The following is a 12,964-nucleotide window of genomic DNA, read 5'->3' on the forward strand; positions in this document are numbered from 1 at the left end:
TCAGAGTGTCTCGACATTGCCGTCGACGCCAAGCGATTGGCCGGAAATGTTGACGCCCGCATCGGAAAGCAGGAAGGCCACCATTGCCGCGACATCGTATGGGCTGGTCATGCGGCGCAGCGAGATGTTCTGCAGATAGCGTTGTGTCATCTCCTCGTTTGACACGCCGAGCTGCTTTGCCCGGTCGGCAATGACCTTGTCGATGCGCGGCCCTTCGATGAGACCGGGCAAGATGGCATTGACCCTGATCCCATGCGGTCCGAGTTCCTTGGCGAGGCTCTGGGTCAGGCCGACAACGCCGAACTTGGCAGCCGAATAGGGGGTGCGGAATGCGTAGCCATGGCGGCCGGCGGCCGAAGACATTGAGACGATCGAGCCGCCGCCCGCCGCCTTGATCAGCGGCACGGCACGCCGCGCGCACAGGAACTGGCCGGTCAGGCAGATATCTATGCAACGCCGCCAGTCTGCCGGATCGATCTCGTCGACGCCGCCGGTCGGCCCGGCAATGCCGGCATTGTTGATCAGGGCGTCGAGCCCGCCGAGCTTCTCCTTGACAGTCTCGAACAGCCGGTCGACATCATCGTCGCGTGAAACGTCGGCCTTGACTGCGGCGGCGAGCTTAATCCTCTCTGGAGCAGCGGCCAGCGCCTCGTTGGAAATATCGCAGATCGCGACGCGTGCGCCGAGCCGCGATAGCGTCTCTGCAATGGCAAAGCCAATGCCGCCAGCGCCCGCCGTGACCAGCACGCGCTGGCCTTTGAGCCCGGTCAGGAATTCGTCCGCCGATGCCGGTGCGCTTGAGCTCATTGTTCCATCCCTTTCACTGAATCCGCCTTTCGCGCAGCGCCATGACGGCACCGAGCACCACCAGCCCAAACAGGATTGCCCGCGTCGCGTAAGGCAGCGTCGTGCCGGCGAGCAGCATCTGCAACGCGGTCAGGAGCAGCACCCCACCCAGCATGCCGAGATAGTGGCCACGCCCGCCGGTAATCAGCGCACCGCCGACCACGACGACGGCGATGGAGGGCAGTAGATAATCGTCGCCCATGCCGAGGCTGGCCTGGCCGGAAAAGCCGGTCAGCATGATGCCGACGATCGCCGCGCAGACCGCCGACAGGACATAGACGAGGATGAGCGTGCGACCGACCGCGATGCCGGAGAGCTGGGCTGCGCGCAGGCTGTTGCCGATGCCATAGACGCGGCGGCCGAAAGCGGTGCGGCCGAGCAGCAGTACGGCAAATACGACGAAGGCGATCATGAACAGCACCACCGGCGTGATGGCGAATATTTTGCCGGTCATGAACCAGCGCAGCATCGGCGAGGAGAAGCCGGCCGGCGTGCCTTGCGAGTAGAGCAAAGCGAAACCTTGCAGAATGCCGTTGGTGGCCAGCGTCATTACAATTGGCGAAATGCCGAGGAAGACGATGCCGATGCCGTTGGCGAGACCGATCAGGCAAGCGATGAGCAGCACCGCCGGCAGCGCATAGGCAAGTGCAGCATCCGATCCGTTGACCATGCCAGCAAGCAGGATGCCCGAGAGGCCGATCGTCCACGGCAGCGACAGGTCGAGCCCACCGGTGAGGATTACGCTGCCCTGCCCAAGCGCCAGGATGGCAAGGAAGCTCGACAGCACGAACAGCGAGTTCCAGTAGGTGACGTTGACGATGGCGCGTCCAAGCCAGATCTGGGTGACGATCACGACGACGGCCAGGCAGACATAGGCCGGCAGCGCATAGCGCAGCGTCTCGGCATTACGGACATGGAAGGCAGGCCGCCGCGCCTGCTGCTCGCCGGCGCTGCCCCGCTTGATTCTCAGCCGCCGGTCGGTGCGATCGATCTGCGAGGGCAGCATTCCGGCGCGCCACGCGGCCAGGCGAGCACGCAGCGCACGCAGTTGGCGGGCAAGCACGGAGCCATGCGACAGCGAGCCGGCAAGCACGGCAAGGATCAGGATCGTGCCTTCGGCGATCGTCGAATAGTAGGCCGAGACGTTGAGCACGAGCAGGATGTTGACGACCATCATCAGGATGTAGGCGCCGAAGACGGTGCCGACTGGCCCGCCTTGACCGCCGCCCAGCCTTGTACCGCCGACCACGACCGCCGCGAACATCGACAGCAACAACGGGTTGCCGACCAGCGGATCGCCGCTGCCGGTCTGGGCGCTGATGAAAACGCCGGCAAGCCCATAGCAGCCGCCGGCAATGACATAGACCAGGAAGCGTACGAGAACGACGCGCACACCGACCGCGGCGGCGGCATCCGGGTCGCTGCCGACCGCATAAAGCGCCGTCCCGAAGCGTGTTCCTTTGAGCCAGAACCAGCCGAGCAGGACGACGCCGATGACCACCAGCGGCATCGGTATCCAGCCGGCAATGGCATCACCGAGATAGAAGGCGCCAAGATCGGGCGAGACGAAACCGCCCGGCTTGTCCATGACCAGCAGCGTTACCCCCTGCAGGATGAACATGGTCGACAGTGTGACGACGATTGGCTGCATGCGCAGGACGGCGATGAAGAAGCCGTTGAAGGCGCCGACCAGCATGCCGACACCAATTCCGGCCAAGGTCCACAGCGCGACACTCGTGCCGGTTGCCATCGGATCCATGCCTTTTGCCAGAACGACATTGACCAGCGAGATCACCGCGCCCGCGGACAGGTCGAAACCGCCGGACAGGATGACCAGGGTCTGGCCGATCGCCGCCAGTGCCGAGGTGGCGCCGCCGCTCGACAGGAACGAAATATCGAAATAAGTGAGCCGCCCGGCACTTACCAGATCAACGATTAGCAGGAGCACGGCAAAGACGATCGCCGCGATGATCGCGCCGCGATGCCGCGCGAGGAGCCGCGACACTGTTGCGGCCGGTACCGCGGGCGAACTCGTCACGCTCATTCCGCCGCCTCCCGGACCAACTCGCCATGGCCAAGCGCCGGCCGCATGATCGCGCCTTCCGTGATGTCGTTGCCGGCAAGCTCCGCCACCAGGTGACCGTCGTAGAGGACGAGCACCCGGTCGCATTGATGGACCAGCTCGGGAATTTCGGTTGAATGCAGAAGGATCGAGCCGCCGGCCGCCACATAGTCGCGCATCATCACATAGAGCTCGTGCTTGGTGCCGACGTCGATGCCGCGGGTCGGATCGAAAAGCAGCAGGATCCGGCTTTCGGCGACCAGCCATTTGGCAATCGCTATCTTCTGCTGGTTGCCGCCAGAGAACGCCCCTGCCCTCGTCCACAAGGCACTGCGGTCGACCTCCACGGTTGAGAAGGCGGACTGCACGGCCTTTGCCTCCTCGTCGTTTCTGATCAGGCCAAATCGGGTAAAGCGTTCGACCACAGGCAGCGATGCATTCTGCCGGCCCGAGAGCTTCAGGAACAGGCCTTCGGTCTTGCGGTCCTCCGGCACCAGCCCGATCGCCATGTTGGGCTTGAGCGCATCGGAGGGCGAGCCGAGCCAGACCTTGCGGCCGTCGACCAGGACATGGCCGCGCTCGATCTCGGCCATGCCGAAGCAGGCGAGGAACAAGTCGAGCTGCCCCATGCCCTGAAGCCCGGCAATGCCGAGAATCTCGCCCTTGCGCAGGTCGAAACCGACGCCGTCGAGCTTCCTCCCCGTCTTGAGATCGCGCACACCGAGCACCGGCGGACCGAAGGCGGCCTCACTTTGAGGTTTCGGCGGGAAGGTCTGGGCGATGCTGCGGCCGATGATCTTTTCGATCACCTCACCATCCGAAACATCGGCAACCGGCGCGGTCACGATGTGGTGGCCGTTCCTGAGAATGGTCAGCGTGTCGCAGAAAGCCCGCACCTCGCGCATGCGATGGGTGATGAACACGACCGTGGTACCGGCCGCTTTCAATTGCGCGATGATGGCGCCCAGCCACTCGACATCGCCACCTGACAGTGTCGAAGTCGGCTCGTCGAGCAGAAGGATGCGCGGCTTGCGATAGAGCGCGCGCGCGATTTCGATCTTCTGGCGGATGGCGAGATCGAGCGTCGCTACCTCGGCATCGAGATCGACCGTAAACCCCAGATCGGAGATGTGCTTGCGGACTGCCTTGCGCGCGCTCAACCGCCTGATCAGGCCGATCGAGCCAACGGGCGCGTAAGGCAGCAACATGTTATCGAGAACGCTGAGATCGCGTACCAGGGTCATTTCCTGGAAGGCTGTCTGCACGCCTTTGGCATGCGCGGCGCGCGGCGAACCGAGTGGCGCCGGTTCGCCTGACACGGTGATTTGCCCATCGTCGGGCCGTACCAGCCCCGACAGCAGCTTAACGAGCGTGGACTTGCCCGCACCGTTCTCGCCAAGCAAGGCATGCACGCTGCCGGAAGCGATCTCGAAGGAAACGCCATCGAGGGCAACTGTTGCGCCAAACGCCTTGCGGACGCCCTCTATGCCGACAGCTGTCGAATGCACTGACATCATGATCTCAGTCCCAGCCCGCATGAAAGCTGCGTGGAGCGCCTCGAAAGCACCCCACGCCCCACTTCGGAAGGCCTACTCCTCGGGCTGGCCTACAAGGGCGGCCGCGAGACCGATCTCAGGTGTCTGATCGGAGAAGATCGAGGCGAACCAGCCTGGGTTCGAGACCAGCGACGGTTTGAACGCATTGCAACCAGCCTTCATCTCCGCCCAGGTGCCCTCGTCGCAAAGCTTTATCGTCTCGTTGGTGACGACCGGCAGCGGCAGGATCGTCTTCTTGGCAACGTGCTTGCCTTCAAGCGCCTCGACGGCAAGCTTGAGAGCGAGCGCCCCGGAATAAGGCGGCGAGGCGTAGGAAATGCGCGGCGCGCCGAGCGGCGCATAGGGAGAGGTTGCGCCCTCGACCTCCGTGCCCTCCGGCAGCATCTGGATGCGCCCGCCATTGGAGCCCTCGCCGGCGCAAGGCAGGAGTTCGCTGACCTTCTTGCCGGCCTCGAGCTGCATGGAATTGGCAGTGAAGCAGCCTACCTGCATCCACAGCCCATTTATGTCATCCCAGCTGCGCGTCGCCAATATCTTGGACAGTTCGGTACGGGCCACCGCCTGGCTCCACATGCCGACAGCTTCGCCGACGATCTTGATGTCGGGATGCTTGGCAAACACCTCCTTCGCGGCCTTGGTGCGCAGGTCATCGACCGAGGTGCCGGGGACGCCGGTCACCGCGATGATGTTGCCCTTACCATTAAGTTTCTTGACCAGCCACTCCGCCGTCACGCGGCCAGCCTCCTCCTGGTCGATATGGACATTGTAGGCGCAGGGCTCGGTGATTTCGGCATCATAGGCAAACACCTTTACCCCCTTGTCGCAGGCGTTCTTCACCACCTGGTTGAGCGCTGTCGGCGAGATAGGGAAAATCACGATGGCTTCGGCGCCTGCCTGCACCATCGCGTTGATCTGCTGGATCTGGCGCTGTGCGTTCGGCCCCGCCACCTGAACCTGGAGGTCGACCTTGTCGGCCATGCTCTTGTGCGACGCCATCGCCTTGAGCATGTTGGCGGCCTCGGCCTGCCAATCATTGCCGATGAAGCTCATGCTGAGAAATATCTTGTGCTTTCCGGCCGCTTCGGCGGCGGACGTACCACAAACGCAAACAGCCATGCCGGCAAGCAGCGCAAGCCGCCGGGCTTTCGATCCGATACCCATTCGAAACTCCTCCCAGTTCAGACGACCGAATGCCTCCCAAGGGTACGAAACGTACTCCTTGTCATTCGATGCGGCTGACCGTATCATGATTTGATCAAAGATCAATGATGAAATGGCTAAGAGGGAAAAGTCGGAAACGCGGGCGCTTGACGCGGCAATCCGAACCTTGCATTCCGGACACAGGCGCCGGGTATGACAAGAGCGTCGCCCGAATGGGGGAAGGTTGACAGAAATGGCTGGGGCGGCATTCAGGAAGCCGGGCGTCGAGATCACCCCGCTGTCCAGGGAAACCCTGCAGGACAGGGTTTACCGGCACGTTACCGAGTTGATCCTCGACGGCAGCATCGTTCCAGGTGAAATGGTGACGGTGCAGAGCCTCGCAGACGCTTTCGGCGTCAGCCCGATGCCGGTTCGCGAGGCTCTGAGGCGTCTGAGCGCGGCCAACGCCTTGATGGTGGTTTCGGGCCGTTCGATCGGTATCCCGGCATTAAGTCGTGCGCGGCTTATCGATCTCAGGAACGTCAGGTTCGAAATCGAGGCGATCGCCGCCGCATGGGCCGCAGAACGCATTGACGATCACGGCGTGATGCTGCTGGGCCAGCATCTGGAGGCACTCGAGCAGGCCAATGCCGCTGGCGACGTCAAATCCTATCTCAGGGCCAATTACGCCTTTCACTTTTCCATCTACCGGGCCGCGGGCTCGGAAAACATGCTCAGCATCATCGAGAACCTGTGGCTGCAGATCAGCCCCTATTTCAACATGCTGCACGATTCCGGAAACTATTCGACCGCCAACCAGCACCATCAGGAGATGTTTGCAGCGCTGCGAAACCGCAACGCGGAGGCGGTCCGGGCTGCGGTTCGCGCTGACATCGACGCGGCTTTCACTGTCCTGATCAAACTGCTGAAATAGTCGCAGGTCGCCAAGCCCGACATGGCAGGACGGTGATGCTCACCACGAACCGAACCGCCGAGCATCAGCGGGCATTTCCGGCGCCTTGCTGCGGTGATTCATCCAGAGGGGACGATCCAGCGCTCACAGGGCCGAGTTGGTCAGGGGTAGCGCTTGCCAGAGCCTACAAGCTCATCCTTGAATGCTGGCGTTGCGGTGTGACCGTCGGCACGGGTGAAGGCATGCCCGAGCGGCTTGTCAACAAGAACGGGAGACGGCAGTGTTCTGACGTTATCAATGAGCCGCGTTTCGCCGAGCCAGGCCGCTGCAAACAGGCGTGCCGGCCGATCCAGGCTTGCTATCGGTTGCAGATCTGCCTCGCCACGGAGTTCCAGGTACTCGACCTCGCGATAGCCCGCGGACAGGATCGCTGCGCGCGCGTCGGCAAGCGTTGGCAGGACGGGAGAGCCGTTCGAGAGCCCCGCCGCCGTATCGAGTAGGACCGATGCTAGCCTTGGGGCGACGGCGCGCTCTGCCGGCGAGAGCCGGACATTGCGCGATGACAAAGCGAGACCATCGGCTTCCCGGACTGTCGGACAGGGGACGACGGTGATCGGAATATCCAGGTCCCGGACCATGCGCCTGATAAGTTGAAGCTGCTGGAAGTCCTTCTCTCCGAAAAAGGCGAAATCAGCGCCGGTCTGCAGGAAGAGTTTTGCAACGACGGTCGCCACCCCATCGAAATGGCCGGGCCGGAACGCACCGCAAAGGCTTTCACTGACGCCGGACACGGACACGGTCGTGGCGAAGCCGTCAGGATACATCTCAGTCGCATCCGGAACATAAAGCAGGTGGGCGCCCAGCCGCGTGAGCTTTGCAGCGTCTTCGTCTTCCGTGCGGGGATAGGCGGCAAGATCCGCCGCACTGTTGAACTGCTTGGGATTGACGAACAGCGTCACGATCACGCGATCGGCCTTTTGAAGCGCAGAACGCACGAGACTCAAATGCCCTTCATGCAAGGCTCCCATCGTAGGCACCACGGCGATATTGGCACCAGAACGGCGCCATCCCGCCACAACGGTACGAAGCCCGGCAATGGTGCGGACGATCGGCACGCTCACGCGGTTTCTCCGGCCTGCGGCGCGTCGGCGAAGAGATGTTCGGCCGCCGGAAAGCGCCCTCCCCGCACATCAGCCGCATAAGCCGCAATGGCAGCTTCGGCCTCTGAGCCCAGTTCGGCATAGCGCTTGACGAATTTCGGACGAAAACCGGTGAACATGCCCAGAATATCGTCGACGACCAGAACCTGGCCGTCGCAGGCGGCGGAGGCGCCGATCCCGATGGTTGGAATCGTAACCTCCTCGGTTATTCTTCGTGCGAGCGGCTCGGCCACCTTTTCCAGCACAACGGAGAATGAGCCGGATTCGGCAACAGCAACAGCGTCCCGCAAAATCCTGTCGCCGTCTCTGCCCCTGCCCTGGACCTTGTAGCCGCCAAGCACATTGATCGCTTGCGGTGTCAGCCCGACATGGCTCATGACGGGGATGCCGCGGGCAATGAGAAAGCGGATCGTGTCAGCCATGCTCTCGCCGCCCTCCAGCTTGACCGCAGCGCATCCGGTCTCCGCCATCAGCCGGGCGGCGTTGCGAAAGGCCTGTTCGCAGCCCTCCTCATAGGAGCCGAACGGCATGTCGACGACCATCAGCGCCCGTTCAAGACCGCGGCGCACGGCCTTGCCGTGCATGATCATCATCTCCAGCGTAACTCCGAGGGTTGACGTCAGGCCATGAAGCACCATGCCGACGCTGTCGCCGACCAGGACCACGTCGCAATGCCTATCGGCGAGGCGCGCAACGGGCGTTGTATACGCTGTTAAGCAGACAATCGGCATCTTGTGCTTTCGGGCCGCAATGTCCGGCGGCGTCAGCGCCTTTGTTTCGACCGCCACACTCATCAGCACATTCCCTTGGGTCAAGTTCCAGCGGTGACGGTTTTGCATAGTTCTGTGCAGGTGCGAAGGCCAAAACCGCACTGCATCAGAAAAGTTTGTGCGTCGCGAAGCAGGCTCTCCGCAAAGCAAAGACAGAGGGCCAGCGTTTCTCTGCTTCGGTGATCCTGCGCGACAACCGTGTTGCTGATCGGCTGAGCAATCGGGCTCCGGCCGTTTTCAACTCGAACAGTTTAACTGCCGCACGGCGGTTCACGCCAGAAGCGACCTTGGTTGCAAGCCTACCAGAAATGCGTTGTGACGGAAGCATGCGCCCGCACTCCAGACACTACGATTTGAATCAAAATCGCTGGTTCGAATCAGTTCCGAAACAAGGTGCACGCTGGCGGCGTTGGCATCTTCCGCATATTAGCAATCCCTTGACTACCGTCAAAGCCGCTCCAGAATCAGGGGCATGGCTTGGGAAATTGCGGACATCAATATCGGCGATGAGGTGGCGATCACCGTGACGGTGCTGAAGCTCCTGGACGACGGAAGAGCTAGCGTCAGCATCCCCTCCTATGGTTTTCCGCATTCGATCCCTGCTCCTAAAAAGTCCAAACCAGGTGACGAGCTCCAGCTCACTGGCGAGGTCACGCGGGTCGACGAGGAAAATCGAAAGGTGACCGTGAAAGCTGGCGGGCTAATCACCGTCGATGCTGATACGATCATCGACTGGACGCGTGTCCGCCGCAAAAAGATGTCGCTCAGAGATGAGGCGGATTAGCGAACGCAGATCAAACCATCGATGCCGAAGACAAGTCCGCAAGGCCTGGCCGCCCTTGCTCTGGTGCGCGTGGCATCGAGGAGACCTGCCCGGCCGGCGTGCTGCCGATCGAGGAGGCTGTCTTCCTGCTCTTATGGCCAAGAGCCCATGCATGAGGGTGAGGCGCTTGCCAAGGCTATCATTGAAACAGTTGAACGGCTAACTGCTTGCGGAAAGGCAATCGGCCCCAGGTGGCGCACTGTACGAAAATTACCAACTTCGTTAGCCGGGAACAAGCACTCTACATCAAACGTTTTTTTGCGCGAGAACTCTCCTCCGTTCTCCAGTCTGGCTGTAAAGGCCCGCTGCTCTGCACGGGCAGCGGGCCTGAGGGTTCGCACATGCCGCAGCGCCAGCGTACCAATCGCACCTGCCTTAGTCCTCATGATTTGGCTATTTGCCAGCGCGTTTTCGATCAGATTTGCGCAGACGAAGACCTCGACCCTTTAAGCCAACAGGGCAAAATCCTGGCGGAAACGGTAGTGGCGACTTTTCGAAATGCTCACACTGACGAGCGGGAACTGCTGAAGGCAGTCAGGTCTCATCGAGGAAATTGAGCGGCAAAATTTCACCCGACCGACAAGGTCGGGCTTGACCCATTCGGCCTTGTCCCCGGAGCAGGCCCGGGAGCTAACGAGGCCCTAACTGCCAACAAGATAGGCGTCACCGATTGCGGCGTCGCTGTGTTGACGGTCGTTTTGCGCCCTCATCATTCCGCTCTTGCATAGCAGTCCCAGTCTTCAGCCGCTGTTCCCGTAGTCTGGCCGTTTTTGCCTCCCGTGCCGTACGCTCAGTGCGGTCCTTGCTTTCCTGATGAGCAGCCATGCTTCACCTACGTTTTTTGCTGGTGCCCAAACCTTCGTCAAAACCCGCTGTTCCACTCCGGATCCTACCTCAGGGCTAACTACGCCTTTCATTTCTCCATCTATCGAGCCGCGGGCTCGGAAAACATGCTCAACATCATCGAGAACCTGTGGCTGCAGATCAGTCCCTATTTCAACATGCTGCACGATTCCGGAAACTATTCGACCGCCAACCAGCACCATCAGCAGATGTTTGCAGCGCTGCGAGACCGTAACGCGGAAGCGGTCCGCGCCGCGGTTCGCGCTGACATCGACGCGGCTTTCACAGTGCTGATCAAACTGCTGAAGTAACATTCAGGTCGCCGTAAGCGACATGCCGCCTCCATTGCTGATCAGACTTCCAGTTCTTTTTCCGCCCACTCCGCGAACTTTTCCAACTTGTCGAGCAAGCTCTCCGCTTCGGGTAATGATTTTGCCCTGATTCCGTATTGAGTTTCGTCCTTCTCATCGAGGATGCTCCGCAACCTGCTGGCCTGCGCTGCAGGAAGGCGATTTCCAAGCGCGTCGCGCATGGTTTTCACCACGGCCGCATGATCCGCGCGGTTGATCTTTCCTGCAAATCGGGCAGTGAGCGCATCGGCGTATGCTATTGCCGCATTCACGATCTGCGACATAGCCGGATTTCCGATGTCACCCGTTCCGGACATTGCCACCTCTAAACGGGCAGCCTTCAAATATGAGCGGGCGATGCGCAATCGCCCCTCGCCAAAGCCTGTCTCGACTGCTTTCGTCGCACCTCTTCTGGTCATGCCAACGCCTGCCGGCGAGTTTTTGTTGCGAGTTCGTCCGGGCGTGAACCCAAGACGAGCAGGGCATTGGCTTCGACCCCGCCCCACCACGGGTCTCGCGTGCTCGACAGCCTTGCCACATCCTCCGGAGTGAGTCCCACGACCGAGGGATTGAAGCCAAGCTTTTGACCTTGGGTCACCAGTGCCTCACGGATTTCTTGGAGCGCGCTATCTAGCTTTTCGGATGGCGTAACCACTGCGATGTCGAGATCGCTGTCTGGACGGTCCTCGCCCCTCGCTACGCTGCCGTAAATCCAGGCCGCGAGTACTTTCGGCCGAACTGCGGAGACCGCCTCAGTGATTACGGCGCGAATATTGGAATACCGAAGCGCCTCCTGCTCGAAGAGAGCTTCCAGTGATGTCGCCAGCGGATGGCGATCATTCAACCGGTAAAGACGAGCCCTGCCCGTTCCCTCCGAAGATACGATGCCAATCCCTTCCAAGGTTGCGAGAGCAGACCACACGCTTGCCCTTGCAAGCCCGCTACGAGTCGCAAGCAATGGAGAAGAAAGCAAGCCGCCGTGGCGCGACAATTCCCGGAGCAATCTTACGCTTGCTTCGGTGCCGAGCATAATGGTGAGTGGATAGCGCAAAGCGCTTTGAGCGGTCGAGCGTGCCATGCGCAAGTTCCTTCTGCTGTGGACTCATAGCACATCAAATCGTCGGATATCAAATCGGATGTTTTGTTTTCTATACGAACGTCCTGTTGTCTGAGTCCTGGGCGGTTGCTGCGCCACGTTTGCATCTGGACCTGATGCTGGCCGTCGGCCATCTGTTCAGAGGATATCGGCGGCTTGGGCAACCCGCTCCAAGTGTAGATAGTGTTCCGCGACCTGCACGGGCTCCTCAAAACGGTGGTCTTGCATGCGCACCTCCCGAGTCTCGAACACGACTCAATCCTCGGTCATGTGACAGGTTCCTGCCATGTCTGATCATATTCTGCCCGGTCAAAAGAAGCCCAAGCTAATCGTCGTAGTGGCGTTCGATCGTGGCGAGGACGGCGAACTGTTTCCCGCCTTTGGTCCCGCCGATCAGCAAAGCGAGGAACGCGCAATCCGCACCGGTCAGGCCCTCGCAGGGAAGCACGTTGGCGTAATCGCATGGAGCCGCGACGCCGACCCGGCTATTGGCGACTATGGCCCGCCGACCGTGCTATTCACCTGCGGTGACGTGCCGGATATGGAGTAAATTCAGCCCCGAGATTCCATTTCGCGGCGTTCGGAGAACTCCCCTTCACTGCCCTTCACTGGGTATTTTGTGAATCATTTATTGGGTAACGCCGCTCTTGGCGATGCGCTCTTCGAAACTCGGGGCCGGCCAGACGTGCTGAAGCACTGGCCAGCGTCCATCGCGGCGGCAGCTTCTGGGCTAAGCGGATGCCTTCTGTTACTTGCGGACGTTTGATGTGGCGCAAAGGATCAGCAGAAGCTAACATATCTTGTTCTTGGAGGCTGTCGTGCGTACGAAACGTTTCAGAAAGCCCGTCATCATTCAACCCGGCCGGATCGATCGCGACAGAGTTGTTGCGTCGGTATCCGACGCGGCCGAAGTTCTGCTGAAGGATTGGCCGAGGCCGCAGGGCAAGTCGCGGCGCGCCGCAATCGAAGCATGCCTTGCCGTAATCCGTGGAGAAAAACCACCAAGGATAGCACGCCAGGCGTTCATCGCTGCTGCCAAGGAGGCCAGGATATTGCTCGGGGAAGAAATTTAGGCTTACCCAGCACCCGTATGGCCATGCCCTTGAAGCACGGAGCGCTGCTGGATTCAGCGGCTTTGTTGCTTTGTGGCATCGAGCAGAGCTTGATGTAGCGATGTAGTGCGATTTTATCGACATGATTTGATTATCTGTCGAGGGCGACGATGTATCAGCTCGACTTGTCGATCGCACATTGATCGACCTCTCCTGCCCCCGCCAGGATACGAGGACGTGAAGACGCAAGCAGTGCTGAAGCTTGTGTTTGGCGTGAGCGGCGCTTACTGAACTGCGAAGCCAGGCAGCTCATTCCCAGCCACGCCACCTGGACCATCTAGACCTGATGGCAT

The 12,964-nt window shown here is 60.9% G+C and carries 13 protein-coding genes; 4 read left to right on the forward strand and 9 right to left on the reverse strand.

Features of this window, described 5'->3' with window-relative positions:
• The 4 genes from NKI22_RS20795 to NKI22_RS20810 all read right to left on the reverse strand — a co-directional run bounded on the left by NKI22_RS20795 (nt 1) and on the right by NKI22_RS20810 (nt 5,625).
• Nucleotides 1-807 carry an SDR family oxidoreductase gene (locus tag NKI22_RS20795; protein ID WP_352914192.1) on the reverse strand — a complete coding sequence of 269 codons (807 nt, stop codon included), beginning with the start codon at nt 805-807 and terminating at the stop codon, nt 1-3.
• 13 nt (nt 808-820) lie between these two features.
• The gene (locus NKI22_RS20800) at nt 821-2,890 is read right to left on the reverse strand and encodes an ABC transporter permease (RefSeq protein WP_352958792.1); all 2,070 of its coding nucleotides are present in this window, start codon (nt 2,888-2,890) and stop codon (nt 821-823) included.
• Nucleotides 2,887-4,425 (reverse strand): sugar ABC transporter ATP-binding protein, encoded by a 1,539-nt coding sequence (locus tag NKI22_RS20805; RefSeq protein WP_502897707.1) that lies wholly within the window; start codon nt 4,423-4,425, stop codon nt 2,887-2,889. Before NKI22_RS20805 ends, NKI22_RS20800 begins: the two co-directional genes overlap by 4 nt.
• A 72-nt stretch (nt 4,426-4,497) precedes the next feature.
• Nucleotides 4,498-5,625, reverse strand: coding sequence for a sugar ABC transporter substrate-binding protein (locus NKI22_RS20810; RefSeq protein ID WP_023722272.1), 1,128 nt, complete (start codon nt 5,623-5,625; stop codon nt 4,498-4,500).
• Between the two features lie 232 nt (nt 5,626-5,857).
• Between NKI22_RS20810 and NKI22_RS20815 the strand changes: the two genes are divergently transcribed.
• Complete coding sequence (locus NKI22_RS20815) at nt 5,858-6,538, forward strand: GntR family transcriptional regulator (RefSeq protein ID WP_352484666.1); 681 nt, start codon at nt 5,858-5,860, stop codon at nt 6,536-6,538.
• 140 nt (nt 6,539-6,678) lie between these two features.
• Here the strand turns inward: NKI22_RS20815 and panC are convergent, their stop codons facing one another.
• Both panC and panB read right to left on the reverse strand, forming a co-directional pair.
• Nucleotides 6,679-7,638, reverse strand: a complete 960-nt coding sequence (panC, locus tag NKI22_RS20820) for a pantoate--beta-alanine ligase (RefSeq protein ID WP_352549442.1) — start codon at nt 7,636-7,638, stop codon at nt 6,679-6,681.
• A complete protein-coding gene (panB, locus tag NKI22_RS20825; protein ID WP_023722275.1) occupies nt 7,635-8,471 on the reverse strand; it encodes a 3-methyl-2-oxobutanoate hydroxymethyltransferase in 837 nt (278 codons plus the stop codon). The genes panC and panB overlap by 4 nt, the downstream gene beginning before the upstream one ends.
• A gap of 448 nt (nt 8,472-8,919) precedes the next feature.
• Between panB and NKI22_RS20830 the strand changes: the two genes are divergently transcribed.
• Entirely contained in the window at nt 8,920-9,231 is a 312-nt protein-coding gene (locus NKI22_RS20830) for a hypothetical protein (protein WP_352958794.1), read from the forward strand.
• 818 nt (nt 9,232-10,049) lie between these two features.
• A complete protein-coding gene (locus NKI22_RS20835) occupies nt 10,050-10,424 on the forward strand; it encodes an FCD domain-containing protein (protein WP_352593159.1) in 375 nt (124 codons plus the stop codon).
• Between the two features lie 41 nt (nt 10,425-10,465).
• Here NKI22_RS20835 and NKI22_RS20840 read toward each other — a convergent pair whose 3' ends face one another.
• Nucleotides 10,466-10,882, reverse strand: coding sequence for a hypothetical protein (locus NKI22_RS20840; RefSeq protein ID WP_023722279.1), 417 nt, complete (start codon nt 10,880-10,882; stop codon nt 10,466-10,468).
• Nucleotides 10,879-11,541 carry a nucleotidyltransferase domain-containing protein gene (locus NKI22_RS20845; protein ID WP_352484673.1) on the reverse strand — a complete coding sequence of 221 codons (663 nt, stop codon included), beginning with the start codon at nt 11,539-11,541 and terminating at the stop codon, nt 10,879-10,881. Before NKI22_RS20845 ends, NKI22_RS20840 begins: the two co-directional genes overlap by 4 nt.
• A 304-nt stretch (nt 11,542-11,845) precedes the next feature.
• Here NKI22_RS20845 and NKI22_RS20850 point away from each other — a divergent pair, with 304 nt between their 5' ends.
• Nucleotides 11,846-12,109 (forward strand): hypothetical protein, encoded by a 264-nt coding sequence (locus NKI22_RS20850; RefSeq protein WP_023722282.1) that lies wholly within the window; start codon nt 11,846-11,848, stop codon nt 12,107-12,109.
• 55 nt (nt 12,110-12,164) lie between these two features.
• Here NKI22_RS20850 and NKI22_RS31500 read toward each other — a convergent pair whose 3' ends face one another.
• Entirely contained in the window at nt 12,165-12,755 is a 591-nt protein-coding gene (locus tag NKI22_RS31500) for a hypothetical protein (RefSeq protein WP_502897708.1), read from the reverse strand.
• Between the last annotated feature and the right edge of the window lie 209 nt (nt 12,756-12,964).

It is taken from the genome of Mesorhizobium sp. M0778, assembly GCF_040320105.1.
Lineage (GTDB): Bacteria > Pseudomonadota > Alphaproteobacteria > Rhizobiales > Rhizobiaceae > Mesorhizobium.